18 protein-coding genes and 1 pseudogene are annotated in these 17,038 nt (G+C 64.1%); 10 read left to right on the top strand and 9 right to left on the bottom strand.

Annotated elements, in window-relative coordinates; genetic code table 11:
- Positions 1 to 93 precede the first annotated feature (93 nt).
- Positions 94 to 852 (top strand): GntR family transcriptional regulator, encoded by a 759-nt coding sequence (locus ACVMDN_RS10750; RefSeq protein WP_057020274.1) that lies wholly within the window; start codon positions 94 to 96, stop codon positions 850 to 852.
- Positions 853 to 858: 6 nt separating this feature from the next.
- On the opposite strand, the gene ACVMDN_RS10745 is transcribed toward ACVMDN_RS10750, so the two are convergent.
- The 6 genes and pseudogenes from ACVMDN_RS10745 to ACVMDN_RS10720 all read right to left on the bottom strand — a co-directional run bounded on the left by ACVMDN_RS10745 (position 859) and on the right by ACVMDN_RS10720 (position 6,120).
- Entirely contained in the window at positions 859 to 1,968 is a 1,110-nt protein-coding gene (locus tag ACVMDN_RS10745) for a Zn-dependent alcohol dehydrogenase (RefSeq protein WP_141340885.1), read from the bottom strand.
- Positions 1,969 to 2,003: 35 nt separating this feature from the next.
- Positions 2,004 to 2,312 (bottom strand): DUF6166 domain-containing protein, encoded by a 309-nt coding sequence (locus ACVMDN_RS10740; protein WP_076833594.1) that lies wholly within the window; start codon positions 2,310 to 2,312, stop codon positions 2,004 to 2,006.
- Between the two features lie 40 nt (positions 2,313 to 2,352).
- On the bottom strand, positions 2,353 to 2,550 hold the full coding sequence (locus ACVMDN_RS10735; protein ID WP_024579640.1) for a hypothetical protein: 198 nt from the start codon (positions 2,548 to 2,550) through the stop codon (positions 2,353 to 2,355).
- 12 nt (positions 2,551 to 2,562) lie between these two features.
- Positions 2,563 to 2,940 (bottom strand): hypothetical protein, encoded by a 378-nt coding sequence (locus ACVMDN_RS10730; RefSeq protein ID WP_057020272.1) that lies wholly within the window; start codon positions 2,938 to 2,940, stop codon positions 2,563 to 2,565.
- Positions 2,927 to 3,723, bottom strand: a pseudogene (locus tag ACVMDN_RS10725) (sterol desaturase family protein). The gene ACVMDN_RS10730 and the pseudogene ACVMDN_RS10725 overlap by 14 nt, the downstream one beginning before the upstream one ends.
- Before the next feature lie 267 nt (positions 3,724 to 3,990).
- A complete protein-coding gene (locus tag ACVMDN_RS10720) occupies positions 3,991 to 6,120 on the bottom strand; it encodes an acetate--CoA ligase family protein (protein WP_057020270.1) in 2,130 nt (709 codons plus the stop codon).
- A 217-nt stretch (positions 6,121 to 6,337) separates the two neighbouring features.
- Between ACVMDN_RS10720 and ACVMDN_RS10715 the strand changes: the two genes are divergently transcribed.
- The 3 genes from ACVMDN_RS10715 to frc all read left to right on the top strand — a co-directional run bounded on the left by ACVMDN_RS10715 (position 6,338) and on the right by frc (position 10,193).
- Positions 6,338 to 7,033 carry a GntR family transcriptional regulator gene (locus ACVMDN_RS10715; protein ID WP_050387017.1) on the top strand — a complete coding sequence of 232 codons (696 nt, stop codon included), beginning with the start codon at positions 6,338 to 6,340 and terminating at the stop codon, positions 7,031 to 7,033.
- A gap of 89 nt (positions 7,034 to 7,122) precedes the next feature.
- Positions 7,123 to 8,856, top strand: a complete 1,734-nt coding sequence (oxc, locus tag ACVMDN_RS10710) for an oxalyl-CoA decarboxylase (protein ID WP_141340886.1) — start codon at positions 7,123 to 7,125, stop codon at positions 8,854 to 8,856.
- A gap of 59 nt (positions 8,857 to 8,915) precedes the next feature.
- On the top strand, positions 8,916 to 10,193 hold the full coding sequence (gene frc, locus ACVMDN_RS10705; RefSeq protein WP_057020269.1) for a formyl-CoA transferase: 1,278 nt from the start codon (positions 8,916 to 8,918) through the stop codon (positions 10,191 to 10,193).
- A gap of 101 nt (positions 10,194 to 10,294) precedes the next feature.
- On the opposite strand, the gene ACVMDN_RS10700 is transcribed toward frc, so the two are convergent.
- Together ACVMDN_RS10700 and ACVMDN_RS10695 are read right to left on the bottom strand one after the other, a co-directional pair.
- Positions 10,295 to 10,537: a helix-turn-helix domain-containing protein gene (locus ACVMDN_RS10700; RefSeq protein WP_057020304.1), complete on the bottom strand. Its 243-nt coding sequence runs from the start codon at positions 10,535 to 10,537 to the stop codon at positions 10,295 to 10,297.
- Positions 10,538 to 10,548: 11 nt separating this feature from the next.
- A complete protein-coding gene (locus ACVMDN_RS10695) occupies positions 10,549 to 11,106 on the bottom strand; it encodes a DUF2975 domain-containing protein (RefSeq protein WP_159109482.1) in 558 nt (185 codons plus the stop codon).
- Between the two features lie 133 nt (positions 11,107 to 11,239).
- On the opposite strand from ACVMDN_RS10695, the gene ACVMDN_RS10690 reads away from it, so the two are divergent.
- Positions 11,240 to 11,746, top strand: a complete 507-nt coding sequence (locus ACVMDN_RS10690; protein ID WP_141340888.1) for a DUF2147 domain-containing protein — start codon at positions 11,240 to 11,242, stop codon at positions 11,744 to 11,746.
- Between the two features lie 117 nt (positions 11,747 to 11,863).
- On the opposite strand, the gene ACVMDN_RS10685 is transcribed toward ACVMDN_RS10690, so the two are convergent.
- The gene (locus ACVMDN_RS10685) at positions 11,864 to 12,541 is read right to left on the bottom strand and encodes a helix-turn-helix transcriptional regulator (protein WP_456843637.1); all 678 of its coding nucleotides are present in this window, start codon (positions 12,539 to 12,541) and stop codon (positions 11,864 to 11,866) included.
- Between ACVMDN_RS10685 and ACVMDN_RS10680 the strand changes: the two genes are divergently transcribed.
- From ACVMDN_RS10680 to ACVMDN_RS10660, 5 genes are all read left to right on the top strand, one after another.
- Positions 12,521 to 12,793, top strand: coding sequence for an autotransporter domain-containing protein (locus tag ACVMDN_RS10680; protein ID WP_141340889.1), 273 nt, complete (start codon positions 12,521 to 12,523; stop codon positions 12,791 to 12,793). The genes ACVMDN_RS10685 and ACVMDN_RS10680 overlap by 21 nt on opposite strands.
- Positions 12,794 to 13,006: 213 nt before the next feature.
- Positions 13,007 to 13,144, top strand: coding sequence for a hypothetical protein (locus ACVMDN_RS10675; RefSeq protein ID WP_167350443.1), 138 nt, complete (start codon positions 13,007 to 13,009; stop codon positions 13,142 to 13,144).
- A 257-nt stretch (positions 13,145 to 13,401) separates the two neighbouring features.
- Positions 13,402 to 14,694 carry an oxalate/formate MFS antiporter gene (gene oxlT, locus ACVMDN_RS10670; protein WP_076833351.1) on the top strand — a complete coding sequence of 431 codons (1,293 nt, stop codon included), beginning with the start codon at positions 13,402 to 13,404 and terminating at the stop codon, positions 14,692 to 14,694.
- Positions 14,695 to 14,927: 233 nt separating this feature from the next.
- Complete coding sequence (gene oxlT, locus ACVMDN_RS10665) at positions 14,928 to 16,244, top strand: oxalate/formate MFS antiporter (protein WP_028331533.1); 1,317 nt, start codon at positions 14,928 to 14,930, stop codon at positions 16,242 to 16,244.
- Positions 16,245 to 16,531: 287 nt separating this feature from the next.
- Entirely contained in the window at positions 16,532 to 16,966 is a 435-nt protein-coding gene (locus tag ACVMDN_RS10660; protein WP_141340890.1) for a CBS domain-containing protein, read from the top strand.
- Positions 16,967 to 17,038: the final 72 nt, after the last annotated feature.

Here is a 17,038-nt window from a genome sequence, read left to right as displayed (position 1 = left end):
CGCCGTCCGATTCGGCGCGGCGCCGATCTACCGGCCTTGTCATTGCCATCGGGCGTGTGAGATATCTGCTGTACAGCAGCACTCACGATCCTGATGGTAAATTCGAGCAAACGATCCAGCACGGTGCGCGTGCGCACAGCAGGAAGCCGCCGGCCGGCACGGCAATCGTCCGCCGCCGGCGACAAGCCGCGCGGTTCCGCGCCGGCCCCGCTCCCGCAAAGCGACGTCACGCTCACCGATCGCGCCTATGCCGAGCTGGAAGAGCTGATCGTGACGCTGCAACTGCCGCCGGGCACCGCGCTCTCCGAGCTCGTGCTCGCCAAACGGCTCAACATCGGCCGAACCCCGATCCGCGAGGCCTTGCAGCGCCTATCGCGCGACGGCCTCGTCAACATCCTGGCCCGCCGCGGCGTGTTGGTGTCCGAGATCGACCTCAGGGCCCAGCTGCGCCTGCTCGAAGTCCGGCGCGAGCTGGAACGGCTGATGGCGCGCGGCGCCGCCGAGCGCGCCACCAGCGAGCAGCGCACGCAGTTCTCGGAGATCGCCGCCGGCATGCGGCGCGCGGCGGAGAAATCCGACGACCTGCTGTTCATGCGGCTGGATCACCAGTTCAACACCCTGATCTCCGCGGCGTCGCGCAACGAGTTCGCCTCCCGCGCCATGGGCCTGATGCATGGCCTGTCGCGCCGGTTCTGGTACCAGCATTACAAGGAAGCGGCCGATTTGCCGCTCGCGGCGCGGCTGCATGCCGACGTCGCTGAAGCCATCGCCGAGCGCCGCGTCGACGCCGCGGGCGCGGCGTCCGACAGCCTGATCGACTACATCGAGAGTTTTGCACGTTCGACGCTGTAACGGCTCTCAGAGCTCGACGACCGTGCGGATCGAACGTCCGCGCCGCAGCGCCTCGAAGCCGTCATTGATGCTGTCGAGGCTGCAGCGGCCTGTGATCAGTTCGTCGAGCTTGAGCCGGCCGTCCAGATAGGCCTGCGCCAGAAAGGGAAAGTCGCGCCGTGGCCGCGCGCCGCCATAGCTCGAGCGGCGAAATCGCTTCTCGCCCATCAACGCGCCCCAGCGAAAACTCACGTCCCGCGTGACGTCGATCTTGCCGAGCCAGATCACCTCGCCGCCCGGCCGCACCGCCTCCGCGGTCTGCCGAAACGCCTTGGGATGGCCCGCCGCCTCGAGGATGACGTCGGCGCCGCGGCCGCCCGTCGCCTGCTTTGCGAACTGGACCGGGTCCTCGCGGGCCGCGTTGACGACGTGCGTGGCGCCGAGCTGCCGCGCCAGCGCCAGCTTTGCATCATCGAGGTCGACCGCGATGACAGCACCTGCGCCGGCAAGCCGGGCGCCCTGCACCGCTGCCAGCCCGACCGCGCCGCAGCCGGTGACCATCACGGTATCGCCGTGACCGATGGCGGCGACGTTCAGCGCGGCGCCGACGCCGGTCATGACGCCGCAGCCGATCAGGCACGCGCGGTCGAACGGGATGTCGTTCGGCACGACGATCGCCTGCTGGGCCGGCAGCACGACATATTCCGAGAACGCGCCGAGGAACATCAGGTGCGTCAGCTTGCGTCCGTCCGCGAGCTGCGCCTTCGATGCGCCGTCGAAATGCACGCCTTCCGCGCCCCGCGCGAGATAGGTCTCGCACAGGATCGGCTGCGCGCGGTCGCAGTGAAAGCAGTGCCCGCAATGCGGATTCCAGGACAGGATGACGCGATCGCCGACGCTGATGTCGCGCACCGCGCTGCCGATTTCCTCGACCACGCCGGCCGCCTCGTGCCCGAGGATTATCGGCAAGGGATAGCGCAACGATCCGTCGATGACTTCGAGATCGGTGTGGCAGAGCCCCGCGGCGCGCACCTTCACCACGACGTCGGTCGGCATGGGCGGCGCAAGCGATACGCGCTCGACGGAGAGCGGCGTTCCGCTTTGATGCAGCACCGCCGCGCGACAGGTCAGGGTCATCTCAGGAATTCTCTGCCGGGGACATCAGCACGGGCTCAGGCCGTCTGTCCGGAGCGCAGCGCCGCGACCGCTTCGTCGAGATCGGCCGAAGAGAGCTCCCATTCATTGTCGAAATTGGCGACGACGCGTCGCATGAACGGCTCGTGCAGCGCTTTCGCGGCAGCGGCATCGTGCAGATGGTCATAGAGCAGCGCGAAGGCCAGTTGTGCCGGCTCGGGCCCCTCGTAGCTCCATTCAAACCCGTGCTCGGTGAGACGAAGCTGGTCGTAATGCGGTGACAGCGGCTTGCCGTCGACCAGCACCGAAATGCCGTCGATGGTGCGGTCCCCGGTATAGCTCGCCATCGGATCCTCCCTGTGCTGCAGCATCATATCAGGAGCTCGGTCAGGATCCCGGCGGACGCATCTTGAGGTCCTTCTTGACGACCTCGGGGAAGATCCACATCGCGACCGTGGCGAACACGCCGAGGAAGGCGACCGCATAGCTCGGTCCCTGCTGGCCCAGATAGACCATGAAAAAGTATCCGCAGGCTGCCGTGGCGAGGCAGGCCAGCGACAGCATGAGCTTGATGTGGCTTGGCATCGAGACCTCCCTTCAGGTTATCCACGTGGAAAAGGACGGCGCGGCGACGCGGACCAGCAGCGCGAGCGCGGCGATCATGGCGCAACAGGACAGCCGCAATCCCGCGCGTCCGTCGCGCCACCATTCCGGCAGCGCCTGAAACAGCCCGGGTAGAAACAAGAACAGCACGCCGCCGACGACAACGATTGTGGTCCAGCGCAATTCGGCCAGCGCGAATGCCAGCGTGCCGGCGAGCAGCATCACCCACAATGCGGTGGTCATCGTCACCGGCAGGACGGCGCGCCCGCGCAGCGGGTACATCCCGGCCAGTTGCAGGAAGCCGATGCAGCACACGCTCCACAGCAGGCCGAACCAGGCGAGACCGGCGAGATTGGGCTCAAGCTGCGGCATGCGGCACCGATTGCTCCTTCGCCATGACCCGCGGCGTCCGCGCCGTCCGGCGCATGTCGGTCTTCACATGGCGCGTGCTGTAGCCGTTGAAGATGTGGCCAAGCAGGCCGCGATTGAGATCGGAGGTGCCGAACACATAGTCCATCACCGGGAAGGTCAGGTTCATGTTCCGCTCCATCATGATCGACTGGTTGTGATGGGCGGTATGATGCCGGCGGATGGTGTTGACGAACGGCATGTTGCGCACGAAGGCATTTTCCTCGACGTGGCAGCAGAAATGCATGAACTCGTAGATCAGGTACATCGAGGTCGTCGTGGTGATCAGCAGCCAGCCGGTGTTGGCCGAGATCACAAGGCCCGCGACGATCGCCGGCGGGATCGACATCAGAGTAAACAACACGAGCGCATAGGGCGGGAAGAAGGTGACGCGCCAGTCGTGATGATCGGCGAAGCGCATCTCCTCCTCGGTGAAGAACTGATGGTGCATCAGCGTGTGGCGGCTGTAGATCGCGCGCAGCAAGGGCACATTCGAGGCCGGTGCATGACGAAGCGATGCACCGCCCATTCGAAGAAGTTTGCGATCAGGAAGACCACGGGAATGGTGAGGTATTCCCACCATTTCACGTCGTGCACATTGGCCAGATAGACGTACAGCGCCGTGAAGCCGATCGTGTAGATCAGCACGACATGCAGCCAGCCATTGTACCAGCCCACCACGCGCTCGCGGTAGGTCGCGCGATATTTGCGCTGGCGGTCGGTCATCCCTGTTGCAGCCAACTCCATCGCGGGTCCCTCCGTCATTGATCTGATATATCAGTAGCACATCAGATGCGGAAGGCAAGCTTCGTCAGCCGCGCGCGGGTCCGGAAAAGAAGATGGTGCGGAACCCGCGCTGGAAGATCAGGAAGGCCTGGCTTGGTTTCGCGCGATCGGGCTGGTCGCGCCCTTCCCGTTCATCTCGGCGGCCCATTGCAGATGGGGGCAGCCCAATGAAAAGGCCGCCCCGGACGGTGTCCGGGGCGGCCTGTGGTATTCGACAGATTCAGAAGATCAGAGCAGGCCCGCGCCGCGCGCCCACTTGTACTTGGCGCCGAGCACCTCGACCGGGAGTTCGGTCGAATAGGCGTAGGCCGGGATGCCGTTCTGGTAGAGATACTCGGCGGCTTCCTCGACCTCGACGTCGCCGGCGAGCGAGGCGACGATCGGCTTGACGAAGCCCTTGGCCTCCATCTCCTTCTTCACCTCGACCATGTTGCGCGCGAACACCATCGGCGGCGTCACGATGGTGTGCCAGTAGCCGAGGATCAGCGCGTGGATGCGCTCATCCGACAGGCCGAGCTTGACCGTGTTGACGTAGGTGATCGGCGGCTCGCCGCCGGTGATATCCACAGGATTTCCGGCCGCGCCGAACGGCGGGATGAACTTGCGGAACGCCGCATCGAGGTCCGGCGGCATCTGCATCAGCGACAGGCCATTGTCGACCACGGAGTCGGAGAGCAGCACGCCGGAGCCGCCGGCGCCGGTGATGATCAGCACGTTCTCGCCCTTCGGCGTCGGCAGCACCGGCACGCCGCGGGCGAATTCGAGCAGCTGCCGCAGGCTGCGGGCGCGGATCACGCCCGACTGCTTGAACACGTCCTCGTAGATCTTGTCGTTGCCGGCGAGCGCGCCGGTATGCGACGAGGCCGCCTTCGCGCCCGCAGACGTGCGCCCGGCCTTGAGCACGACCACCGGCTTCTTCTTGGAGACGCGCTTGGCGGCTTCCGCGAAGGCGCGGCCATCCTTCAGGTCCTCGCAGTGCTGCGCGATCAGGTTGGTGTTGGGATCCTGCTCGAAGAAGGCGAGCAGATCGTCCTCGTCGATGTCGGACTTGTTGCCGAGGCCGACGATCGCCGACACGCCCATCTTGGCCGAGCGCGAGAAGCCGATGATCGCCATGCCGATGCCGCCCGACTGCGACGACAGCGCGGCGTGGCCCTTGACGTCATAGGCGGTGCAGAACGTGGCGCAGAGATTGGCCGGGGTATAATAGAAGCCGTAGATGTTCGGCCCCATCAGGCGGATATTGTACTTCTTGCCGACCTCGACGATCTCGGCCTGCAATTCCGGCGCGCCGGCCTCGGCAAAGCCCGAGGGAATCAGCACCGCGCCGGGGATTTTCTTCTCGCCGCATTCGGCGAGCGCGCCGGCGACGAATTTCGCCGGGATCGCGAACACCGCCGTGTCGATCACGCCGGGCACGTCCTTGACGCTCTTGTAGGCCTTGTAGCCGAGGATCTCGTCGGCCTTGGGGTGGATCGGATAGATCTCGCCCTTGTAGCCGCCGTTGATGAGGTTCTTCATCACGGAGTTGCCGATCTTGCCGTCCTCGGCGGAGGCGCCGATCACAGCAACGCCCTTCGGCTGCATGATTCGGTTCATCGCGGCGACGATCTCTTCGGTCGGACGCGGCGCCGGGCGCGGCTTGTAGTTGAAGTCGACGACGATGCGGACGTCGGCCGCGATCGCGTTCTTGCTGGTGGCGAACACCGGGTTGAGGTCGAGCTCGACGATCTCGGGGAAATCGCTGACCAGCTGCGACACCTTGACGATGACGTCGGCGAGCGCCTCGCGATTGACCGCCTCGCCGCCGCGCACACCCTTCAGCATCTCATGCGCCTGGATGCCGTCGAGCATCGACAGCGCATCGTCCTTGGTCGCGGGCGCGAGGCGGAAGGTGATGTCCTTGAGGATTTCGACCAGCACGCCGCCGAGACCGAAGGCGACCAGCTTGCCGAACGAGCCGTCGGTGATCGAGCCGACGATCACCTCGGTGCCGCCGCCCAGCATCTGCTGGACCTGGATGCCCTCGATCTTGGCGTCGGCCTTGTACTTCCTGGCGTTGGCGAGAATCGTCTCGTAGCTCTTCTCGGCCTCGGCGGCGCTCTTGACGCCGACCACCACGCCGCCGGCCTCGGTCTTGTGGAGGATGTCTGGCGAGACGATCTTCATCACGACCGGGAAGCCCATGTCGGAGGCGATGCGGGCGGCCTCGGCCGCCGACTTGGCGACACCCTCTTTCGGCACCGGAATGCCGTAGGCGTCGCAAACCACCTTGCCTTCGGGCGCGGTGAGGCTCGTGCGCTTGTCGGCCCTGACCGCATCGAGAATTTTGCGGACCGCATCCTTCGAATTTGACATTGGCTTCCTCCTGGGACAGATTTCGTGGCATTTGGTATGCCAAAAACGCAATTGTCAAGGTCGGTCGAGGTCCAAAAAGATCGAAAAATATAGGCAGCTTGACATTCTGGTATTTGGCATGCCAAAAATCTAAGGTAATTTCTTCTGCTAAGAAGACGTCTCCAAGAGGAGGAGACGAGTCGTGCCAGAACCGAAACAGACCAAGGCGTCGCCCACCATGGCTGACACAGATATCGCCATCGTCCGGATCGCGCCGGAGACGAGCTTCAAGAACAAGGCCTATGAGGCCTTGAAGGAAGCGATCCTGAAGATGGACATCTACGCGACGCCGGAGCCGGTGATGCTCGACGAGCGCGCACTGTCCGAGCGCCTCGGCGTCAGCCGCACGCCGATCCGCGAAGCGATCGCGATGCTCGAGCAGGATGGATTCGTGAAAACCGTGCCGCGCCGCGGCATCGTCGTGGTCCGCCGCACCAAGGCGGAGATCGTCGACATGATCCGCGCCTGGGCGGCGCTGGAGAGCATGGCGGCGCGCCTGATCACGACCACCGCGCGCAAGAAGGACATCTCGGCGCTGCGCGACTTCTTCAAGGACTTCAGCGACGATCGCCTGCCGCAGGATCACGTCGAAGAATATTCCAAGGCCAACATCGCCTTCCACCAGGCGCTGATCTCGCTGTCGGAATCGCCTGTTCTGGTCGACCTCACCAATGACCTGCTGCTGCATGTGCGCGGCTATCGCCAGCTCACGATCGGCCGCAAGGACCGCACCGCGACCTCGCTGCCCGAGCATCTCGGGATCATCGAGGCGCTGGAAGCGCGCGACACCGAGCTTGCCGAGAAGCGCGCGCGCGACCACACGCTTGGGCTTGCCGCCTACGTCGAGGCGCACGGCCAAGAATTATTCACGTAGAGAACCGTTCACTTAAATTTGAGAGTCCACACCCGCTTCAGACGACAATCAGATCGTCCGAACAAAGAACGACCAGGGAGACGATGCCGATGCTGAATACCGCTACGAAGTCCGAGGCACCGGGCACCGAGCAAGAACTGACCGATGGCTTCCATCTCGTCATCGATGCGCTCAAGCTCAACGGCATCGACACCATCTATGGTGTGCCGGGTATCCCGATCACGGACCTGGGCCGCATGGCCCAGGCGGCGGGCATTCGCGTGCTGTCGTTCCGCCACGAGCAGAATGCCGGCTACGCGGCTTCGATCGCCGGCTTCCTGACCAAGCGGCCCGGCGTCTGCCTCACGGTGTCGGCGCCCGGCTTCCTCAACGGCCTCACCGCGCTCGCCCACGCCACCACCAACTGCTTCCCGATGATCCTGGTCTCGGGCTCGTCCGAGCGCGAGATCGTCGATTTGCAGCAGGGCGACTATGAAGAGATGGATCAGCTCGCGATCGCCAAGCCGCTGTGCAAGGCCGCGTTCCGCGTGCTGCACGCCCAGGACATCGGCATCGGCCTCGCGCGCGCGATCCGCGCCGCGGTGTCGGGCCGTCCGGGCGGCGTCTATCTCGACCTGCCCGCAAAGCTGTTCTCGCAGGTGATGAACGCCGACGCCGGCCAGAAGTCGCTGGTCAAGGTGATCGACGCCGCGCCCGAGCAGATCCCCTCCCCGTCTTCGGTCAAGCGCGCGCTGGACGTCCTGAAGAGCGCAAAACGCCCGCTCATCATCCTCGGCAAGGGCGCGGCCTACGCGCAGGCCGACGAGGCGATCAAGAATTTCGTCGAGAAGAGCGGCGTACCGTTCCTGCCGATGAGCATGGCCAAGGGCCTGCTGCCCGATCTGCATCCGCAATGCGCGGGTGCGGCGCGCTCGACGGTGCTGAAGGAAGCTGACGTCGTGATGCTGATCGGCGCCCGCCTCAACTGGCTGCTCTCGCATGGCAAGGGCAAGACCTGGGGTGAAGCCCCGAAGAAGTTCATCCAGGTCGACATCGAGCCGAAGGAAATGGATTCCAACGTCGAGATCGTCGCCCCCGTGGTCGGCGATATCGGCTCCTGCTTGTCGGCGTTCCTCGACGCCATGGGCGCGAACTGGACCGCGGCGCCGTCCGACTGGCTCTCGACCGTCAGCAAGAAGCGCGACGACAACGTCGCCAAGATGGCGCCGAAGCTGATGAGCAACGCTTCGCCGATGGATTACCACGGCGCGCTCGGCGCGCTGCGCGCGATCATCGCGGAGCGTCCGGACACCATCTTCGTCAACGAGGGCGCCAACACGCTCGACCTCGCCCGCGGCGTTGTCGACATGCACAAGCCGCGCAAGCGGCTCGACGTCGGCACCTGGGGCGTGATGGGCATCGGCATGGGCTATTCGATCGCCGCTGCGGTCGAGACCGGCCTGCCCGTGCTCGCGGTCGAAGGCGACAGCGCGTTCGGGTTCTCGGGCATGGAGATCGAGACCATCTGCCGCTACAGGCTGCCGATCTGCGTCGTGATCTTCAACAATGACGGCATCTATCGCGGCACCGACGTCAACAGCGCCGGCGACGATCCGGCGACCACCGTGTTCGTCAAGGGCTCGCGCTACGACAAGATGATGGAAGCCTTCGGCGGCGTCGGCGTCAACGCCACCTCGCCGGACGAGTTGAAGCGCGCGGTCAATGCAGCGCTGGATTCCGGCAAGCCGACGCTGATCAACGCGGTGATCGATCCGGCGGCGGGCTCGGAGAGCGGCCGCATCGGCAACCTCAATCCGCAGAGCGTTCTGCAGAAGAAGAAGTAACCCCTAACCCCCATCACTCCCTGCGGGTGCAGGGGCATATAGAGTACGGAGCAAACATTATGACCAAGGCGCTGAAGGGCGTTCGCATTCTCGATTTCACCCACGTCCAGTCGGGTCCGACCTGCACGCAATTGCTGGCCTGGTTCGGCGCCGACGTGATCAAGGTCGAGCGTCCCGGCGTCGGCGACATCACGCGCGGCCAGCTGCAGGACATCCCGAACGTGGACAGCCTGTATTTCACCATGCTGAATCACAACAAGCGCTCGATCACGCTCGACACCAAGAACCCGAAGGGCAAGGAAGTGTTGACCGCGCTGATCAAGCAGTGCGACGTGCTGGTCGAAAACTTCGGCCCCGGCGTGCTCGATCGCATGGGCTTCCCCTGGGAGAAGATCCAGGCCATCAACCCGAAGATGATCGTCGCCTCGATCAAGGGTTTTGGCCCCGGCCCGTATGAAGACTGCAAGGTCTACGAGAACGTCGCGCAGTGCACCGGCGGCGCTGCCTCGACCACCGGCTTCCGCGACGGCCTGCCGCTGGTCACCGGCGCGCAGATCGGCGACAGCGGCACCGGGTTGCATCTCGCGCTCGGCATCGTCACTGCGCTGTACCATCGCACCCACTCCGGCAAGGGCCAGCGCGTCACCGCCGCGATGCAGGACGGCGTGCTCAACCTCGCCCGCGTCAAGCTGCGCGACCAGCAGCGGCTCGCCCACGGTCCGCTGAAGGAATACAGCCAGTTCGGCGAAGGCATTCCGTTCGGCGATGCCGTGCCGCGCGCCGGCAACGATTCCGGCGGCGGCCAGCCCGGCCGCATCTTGAAGTGCAAGGGCTGGGAGACCGACCCGAACGCCTACATTTACTTCATCACCCAGGCCCCGGTTTGGGAGAAGATCTGCGACGTGATCGGCGAGCCGACCTGGAAGACCGATCCGAACTACGCCAAGCCGCCGGCCCGCCTGCCGCGCCTCAACGAGATCTTCGCCCGCATCGAGCAGTGGACGATGACCAAGACCAAGTTCGAGGCGATGGAGATCCTCAACAAGGACGACATCCCCTGCGGTCCGATCCTGTCGATGAAGGAGATCGCCGAAGACCAGTCGCTGCGCGCGACCGGCACCGTGGTCGAGGTCGATCATCCGACCCGCGGCAAGTACGTCTCGGTCGGCAACCCGATCAAGCTCTCGGATTCGCCGAGCGACGTTCAGCGCTCGCCGCTGCTCGGCGAGCACACCGACGAGATCCTGCGCGAGGTGCTCGGCTTCAGCGATCACCAGGTCGCCGAGATCCACGACTCCGGCGCGCTCGACCCGCCGCGCAAGCAGGCGGCCGAGTAAAGGCAGCGCTCAAGCAGAAACACGAATGGCCGCGGGCAACCGCGGCCATTTTGTTTTGGGAGGAACTTGCGGTCCCGCGCCGCTGTCGACCGCACGCCGGATCAACCGCCCTCGCCGCTCTCGCCTTCGCCGCCCTCATCGCCCGGCACATATTCCAGGATATCGCCCGGCCGGCAGTCCAGCTCGCGGCAGATTGCCGACAGCGTCGAGAAGCGCATCGCCTTCGCCTTGCCGGTCTTCAGGATCGACAGGTTCTGGATCGAAATGCCGATGGCGTCCGCGAGGTCTCCGAGGCGGCGCTTGCGCTTTGCGAGCATGACATCGAGGTTCACCACGATGGGCACAAGCATCACCCTCAGATCGTCAGATCGTTTTCGGACTGCAACAGGATGGCCTGCTCGATCACGAATTTCAGCGCCATCAGGAACACGCCGCCTGCGACCGTGCCGACGTCGACGCCGTAGCTCGGCAGGAAGAACTTGATGTCGCCAAGCTGATACAGCGCATAGGTCACCGCGATGGTCGTGATCGTATCCACAAACGGCCAGACCACCAGGAAGATCCCCATCCACCAGACACCCTGCAGCGTTTCGGACACGAAGATCCGTCCGTTGGCGAATCGGTTCACCATGCGATGTAGGATGCCGATCAGCACGGCGTAAAACGATACCCCAAGCGCGAACAGCGACCAGAACAGCACCTGGCCCTTGGCCGACATGGTGAGCGGGTTGGCGACGATGCTGGCGCACTTCGCCTGCTCGCCGATCAGGCTCTCGGCGATCGTCGCCGACGCCGTGGTGGTGCGGTAATAGGCCAGCCACAACACCACCGGCAACGCCGCCCAGATCAACCAGAACGCCCGATCGAGCCTGCGAAACCAGAGCTGGCGCTGCTCACGAACCGATTTCCCCATCGCACCCATCCGAAAAATTCTTTGCCAAAAAGCCGGTACGGCCGGATTGCATCATGCCTAGGCAATGTCATTGACTCAACCTTAAACGTGATTTATTTGATGTTTATCATGAATTTTTTCATGAAGAAGGTGGATGATGACGGTAATCCCAGACCAAAACGGCCTGCGCAAGGCCCTGAAGCAATTGATCCACGCTCACCTCACGCGCCGCCTGATCGTGGCCGCGTTCCACATCCCGCTGCTCGGCAGCCCCGCCGATGCCGCCAAGGCGAGCGACAAGGCCAACGATCCGGCCGGCGTCTGGCTGACCCAATCCGGCGACGCCAGGATCAAGGTCCACCGCTGCGGCAGCGCGCTGTGCGGCCGCGTCGTCTGGTTGAAGGAGCCGACAGACAAGGCCACCGGCAAGCCGCAGCTCGACGACAAGAATGCCGATCGCGCGCAGCGCACCCGACCGGTCATAGGCATGTCGCTGTTCATCAACATGCAGCCCGCCGGCCCGAACAAATGGGCCGGCCGGATTTACAACGCCGACGACGGCACGACCTATGAGAGCTCGGTGACGCTGGTGTCGCCGGGCACGCTGAACGTTCGCGGCTGCATGGGAACGCTGTGCGCCGGCGAAGACTGGACGCGGTGAAGGGAATGCGGTGAAGGGACTTGGCCCCGACCCTTCATCGGCCAAGAAGAAAAGCAAACCCGCTCACTCGAGGCCGCCGCATTTGGGCGGCCTTCTTTTATGAACGCGCCGCCCGCCTCAACCTTCGAGGCCGAGCTTCCACAGCGGCGGCAGATCGGCGAAGGGCGGCGTGGTGTGGGCAATGACGATCGCGGCGCGCCGGCTGTCGGAATCGATCTTGCTGTTGATCGCCTTGACGTGCGCCTTCACGGCGTCGAGCCCGACGCCGAGGATAGCAGCGATCTCTTCGTTCGACTTGCCCTGCGCGATCCACGACGCCACCTCGATCTGGCGCGGCGTCAGCGCGGGAAATGCCAGACGCAGGCGGTCGCTCGGTGTCAGCGCCGCCAGCGTTCGCTCGTGCGCCTGGCGGTAGCCGCGTAGGATGTGCGGACGAAAACCCTGCATCCGGTCGCGCTCCTCGTCGCTGAACGCCGGCCGTCCCACCACGCGATGCCCGACAACCGTGACCACATAACCGGCGTGCTCGAACGCGATCCCCATGATCCGCCGCGCCCCCGACGGCAGGAACACCTCCTTGGCAATCGGCAGCTCGACGAATTCCTCGTCGCTGAAGAAATCCGACTCGCGCAGCGCGCGTTCGCCATCGAACGCCGGATCGTGCTGCCAGAACGGATGCGAGTGCATATGCTTCGCAAACGCCTGCATGCCGCGGGCACGAACCTCCGGATCGTCGCCGACCGAAATCAACGACCGGAAATCCCAGCTCGGACGATGGAACTCGGTGAAGCTCACCACCTCCGCATCGACCAGGCGGCCGACGCCGGCGAACAGGCGGTGGCGTGGCAGTACGCCTTCGGCGACGTGACCCCGACATCGGCGCTCGCGTTCCAGGGCCTGGGAACCGGATTCACCGTGGCCGGCGTGCCGCTGGCGCGGAACGCGGCACTGGTCGAAGGCGGCCTCGACCTGCGGGTCGCACCGCAGGCCAGCATCGGCATCGCCTATGTCGGCCAGCTTCCGACCGGGTCCAGGACCACTCGGTAAAGGCCAGTTTTAGCTGGAAATTCTGACCCGGCGTCGCCGCCGGGCTCCGCCCCATCCACGCCGATCCGGAATCCGATCCGCCGATTTTGCTGCATTGCACAGTCGTGCATGCTGCTATGCAAACAAGTCCGTTGTATCTGGCATCTGGTATACATAATTTGGCTGCAGATGATGAGCCGGCCCATTGCTGGCCTCCAATGAAAGGGGACACCAATGTCCAAGACCACTGTACTGACGCTTGCGCCCTCCTCCACCCTGTTCGGCCGCCTGCTGGCCTCGATCGACCGCCTGCTGATGAAGAGCGCGGAGATTTCGAATCGCAACGGCGACCTGCCGCGCTTCGGCCTCTAAGCCAAGGGATTTCCGGCGCTCTCCGCCGGATGCAGCTTTCGTCGCAAGATGCGACCTGACATTGAACCTTCGACCAATGGCCCCGATTTTCGGGGCCATTTCCTTGCGCGCTGAACTACTCTCCCGGGGTGCCCGGCTGAGTCCTGTGCGGCATAAGCGCGCGCTGCCCCTGCGACAGCTTGAACCTTGGCATATCGGATACCAAGATGGCCATCGCGCGCTCATAAGCAACGACAAGGGGCGCACTGGGAGGATCTATGTCGGACATGGTTCAGGCAACTGCGGCCCCCGCGGCCGCGCGTGTCAGCGACACCTATCGCTGGATGCAACTCGCGATCGGCGTCGCCGCGATGGTGATGATCGCAAATTATCAATACGGGTGGACATTCTTCGTCCCCGACATCCAGAAGAAATTCGGATGGGATCGCGCATCGATCCAATGGGCCTTCACGCTGTTCGTGCTGTTCGAGACCTGGCTGGTGCCGGTCGAAGGCTGGTTCGTCGACAAATACGGTCCGCGCATCGTCGTGCTGGTCGGCGGCATCCTCTGCGCACTCGGCTGGGCGATCAACGCCCAGGCGACGTCGCTGAACGGCTACTATCTCGGCATGATCATCGCCGGCATCGGCGCCGGCGGCGTCTACGGCACCTGCGTCGGCAACGCGCTGAAATGGTTTCCGGATAAGCGCGGACTTGCCGCGGGCATCACCGCTGCCGGCTTCGGCGCAGGCTCGGCGCTCACGGTCGCGCCGATCCAGGCGATGATCAAGGACTCCGGCTTCCAGACCACCTTCCTGTATTTCGGTCTCGGCCAGGGCATCATCATCGTGCTGCTCTCCTTCTTCCTGCTGGCGCCGAAGGCCGGACAGGTGCCGGCCGTCGTGGCGAACGCCAACATCATCCAGACCCGGCGTAACTATCAGCCGACCGAAGTGCTGCGGCAGCCGATCTTCTGGCTGATGTACTTCATGTTCGTGATCGTCGGCGCCGGCGGCCTGATGGTGACGGCGAACCTGAAGCCGATCGCGGTCGACTGGAAGGTCGACAGCGTGCCGGTCACGCTGATGGCGGTGACGATGACGGCCGTCACCTTCGCGGCAACCATCGACCGCGTCCTCAACGGCCTGACGCGTCCGTTCTTCGGCTGGATCTCCGACATGATCGGCCGCGAGAACACGATGTTCATCGCCTTCGGCATGGAAGGCATCGGCATCTGGATGCTCTACCTCTGGGGACACGACCCGGTTTGGTTCGTGCTGCTCTCGGGCTTCGTGTTCTTTGCCTGGGGCGAGATCTACTCGCTGTTCCCCTCGACCTGCACCGATACGTTCGGCGCCAAGTTCGCCACCACGAATGCGGGCCTGCTCTACACCGCGAAGGGCACCGCGGCGCTCTTGGTGCCGATCGCCAACTACATGCAGCAATCGTCGGGCAACTGGGACAAGGTGTTCATCATCGCGGCAGGCGCCAACATCCTCGCCTCGCTGCTCGCGATCATGCTGCTCAAGCCCTGGCGAAAAATCGTGGTCGCGAAATCGGCTACGGCTTGAGCAACCGCCTCACCACAGCCTGCGAAGCGCCTGGCCAAAAGCCGGGCGCTTTTCATTTTGGCTGGCCACGAGATGCCGTCTGGACCGGCGCGTCGAATGTCAGATTTGCTGCGTTGCAGCGGAATGAAGGGCTTGCTTTCTGGAATATAGTATACCAACTTCCGGCGCTTGCGACGATACGCCACAATAATTGCGACACTCGGTCACAAGACCAGCGCGCTCGGGAGGACTTGATGGTTTCCAGCAATACTGCCGTCACACAAGCTCAACCTTCGTCCAGCGGCTTCCGCTGGCTTCAGCTCGTCATGGGCATCGTCTGCATGGCGATGATCGCGAACCTGCAATATGGCTGGACGCTGTTCGTCGATCCGATCGACGGCGCGCATCACTGGGGCCGCGCGGCGATCCAGTTCGCCTTCACGATCTTCGTGGTGACCGAGACCTGGCTGGTGCCGGTCGAGGCCTGGTTCGTCGACAAATACGGCCCGCGGCTCGTCATCATGTTCGGCGGCATCATGATCGCGCTCGCCTGGGTGTTGAACTCCTATGCCGACTCGCTCGCCCTGCTCTACACCGCCGCCGTGTTCGGCGGCATCGGCGCCGGCGCGGTGTACGGCACCTGCGTCGGCAACGCGCTGAAGTGGTTTCCCGATCGCCGCGGCCTCGCCGCCGGCGCAACCGCGGCCGGCTTCGGCGCCGGCGCCGCGCTCACGGTGGTGCCGATTGCAAAGATGATCGCCGCGAGCGGCTATCAGACTGCGTTCTTCGATTTCGGCATCGGACAGGGATTGATCGTCTTCCTGCTCGCCTTCTTCATCCAGCCGCCCGCGGTCTCGATCCCGCCGAAGAAGAAGCAGCTCAATCTGCCGCAGACCAAGGTCGACTTCACGCCGCCGCAGGTGCTGCGCAGCCCGATCTTCTGGGTGATGTATCTGGTGTTCGTGATGGTCGCCGCCGGCGGCCTGATGGCGGCGGCGCAGATCGCGCCGATCGCGCACGACTACAAGATCGCGAACACGCCGGTCACGCTCGCCGGCTTCCAGATGGCCGCGCTGACCTTTGCGATCTCGCTCGACCGCATCTTCGACGGTTTCGGACGGCCGTTCTTCGGTTGGGTGTCCGACAATATCGGCCGCGAGCACACCATGTTCATTGCGTTCGGCACCGGCGCGCTGATGCTGCTCACGCTATCCACCTGGGGTCACAACCCGGTGGTGTTCGTGCTGGCGACCGCGGTCTATTTCGGCGTGTTCGGGGAGATCTACTCGCTGTTCCCGGCGACCTGCGGCGACACCTTCGGCTCGAAGTTCGCGACCACCAACAACGGCATGCTCTACACCGCGAAGGGCACCGCAGCGCTCTTGGTGCCTGCCGCCAGCATCGTTGCCGCCAGCTATGGTTGGCAGGCGGTGTTCGTGATCGCGGTCGCCCTCAACGCCACCGCGGCGCTGATGGCGCTGTTCGTGATCAAGCCGATGCGCCGCGCCTTCATCAACGGCAACGAGGCTGCCGCCGCGGAAGAGACCGCGACGAGCGCCAAGACGGCTTGAATCAAGAGGGCCTGATCAGGAAAGGCCTGAGCTCTCAATTTTCCTGCTGAACGGACAGAGGCGCATCCGGTGCGCCTCTTTTCTTTTTGCCAGCTCAGGGATGCCAGATGCCACCACGCTTAGTGCGGCAGATCGTCCGCGCCGCTCACGGCCGCTCACAATCGTCGGAAACGTCAGCAAACCTGCCTATTTAAGCATTTTGCTGATGGTAGATTTCTGTGACAGCCACGTTGACAATTGGCATTTTGTATACCAGACTCCAGTCAACGATAACCAAGGAGGTTGCCATGCAAGTCGGAGATATCCTGCGCAAGAAAACCCCCCGCGTCGCCACGGTGCGCATGAACGAGACGGTGGCGATCGCCGCGCAGCTGATGCGCGCCAGCAATATCAGCGCGCTCGTGGTCAAGGATGTCGTTCGCACCGAGGGTAACACCGCCGTCGGCATGTTCACCGAGCGCGACGTGGTGCGCGCGATCGCCGAGCACGGCGCGGCCGGTGCGAGTATGAAGGTGTCGCAGTTCGTGTCGGTGCAGCAGCTGGTCTCGTGCACATCGACCGACACGCTCGAGCACATCCGTCACCTCATGACCAAGCACCACATTCGCCACGTGCCCGTCATCGACAACTACAGCCTGATCGGCGTCGTCAGCATGCGCGACGTCGCCGCCGCGTTCGACGAGGAGACCGCCGCGTCGAAGAAAGACGCCGTGCCGGCGTAACAAGCGCCTGCTTTGCCTTGCTCTCAGCCAGGCGTTGCGTGTTCGATCACCAGCGCCTGAACAGATGACGAA

The sequence above is a fragment of the Bradyrhizobium sp. USDA 4510 genome (genome assembly GCF_054059095.1).
Note: the sequence above shows the minus strand (reverse complement) of the source record. Positions and strands in the feature narration are given on the sequence as shown.

What these genes read in the sequence shown, in the direction of transcription:
- ACVMDN_RS10660 (WP_141340890.1), top strand. Translation starts at nt 16,532, where the DNA reads ATGCAAGTCGGAGATATCCTGCGCAAGAAAACCCCCCGCGTCGCCACG.
- ACVMDN_RS10750 (WP_057020274.1), top strand. Translation starts at nt 94, where the DNA reads ATGGTAAATTCGAGCAAACGATCCAGCACGGTGCGCGTGCGCACAGCA.
- ACVMDN_RS10675 (WP_167350443.1), top strand. Translation starts at nt 13,007, where the DNA reads ATGTCCAAGACCACTGTACTGACGCTTGCGCCCTCCTCCACCCTGTTC.
- ACVMDN_RS10740 (WP_076833594.1), bottom strand. Translation starts at nt 2,312, where the DNA reads ATGGCGAGCTATACCGGGGACCGCACCATCGACGGCATTTCGGTGCTG.
- ACVMDN_RS10695 (WP_159109482.1), bottom strand. Translation starts at nt 11,106, where the DNA reads ATGGGGAAATCGGTTCGTGAGCAGCGCCAGCTCTGGTTTCGCAGGCTC.
- ACVMDN_RS10735 (WP_024579640.1), bottom strand. Translation starts at nt 2,550, where the DNA reads ATGCCAAGCCACATCAAGCTCATGCTGTCGCTGGCCTGCCTCGCCACG.
- oxc (WP_141340886.1), top strand. Translation starts at nt 7,123, where the DNA reads ATGCTGAATACCGCTACGAAGTCCGAGGCACCGGGCACCGAGCAAGAA.
- oxlT (WP_076833351.1), top strand. Translation starts at nt 13,402, where the DNA reads ATGTCGGACATGGTTCAGGCAACTGCGGCCCCCGCGGCCGCGCGTGTC.
- oxlT (WP_028331533.1), top strand. Translation starts at nt 14,928, where the DNA reads ATGGTTTCCAGCAATACTGCCGTCACACAAGCTCAACCTTCGTCCAGC.
- ACVMDN_RS10720 (WP_057020270.1), bottom strand. Translation starts at nt 6,120, where the DNA reads ATGTCAAATTCGAAGGATGCGGTCCGCAAAATTCTCGATGCGGTCAGG.
- ACVMDN_RS10690 (WP_141340888.1), top strand. Translation starts at nt 11,240, where the DNA reads ATGATGACGGTAATCCCAGACCAAAACGGCCTGCGCAAGGCCCTGAAG.
- ACVMDN_RS10730 (WP_057020272.1), bottom strand. Translation starts at nt 2,940, where the DNA reads ATGCCGCAGCTTGAGCCCAATCTCGCCGGTCTCGCCTGGTTCGGCCTG.
- ACVMDN_RS10680 (WP_141340889.1), top strand. Translation starts at nt 12,521, where the DNA reads ATGGAACTCGGTGAAGCTCACCACCTCCGCATCGACCAGGCGGCCGAC.
- frc (WP_057020269.1), top strand. Translation starts at nt 8,916, where the DNA reads ATGACCAAGGCGCTGAAGGGCGTTCGCATTCTCGATTTCACCCACGTC.
- ACVMDN_RS10745 (WP_141340885.1), bottom strand. Translation starts at nt 1,968, where the DNA reads ATGACCCTGACCTGTCGCGCGGCGGTGCTGCATCAAAGCGGAACGCCG.
- ACVMDN_RS10715 (WP_050387017.1), top strand. Translation starts at nt 6,338, where the DNA reads ATGGCTGACACAGATATCGCCATCGTCCGGATCGCGCCGGAGACGAGC.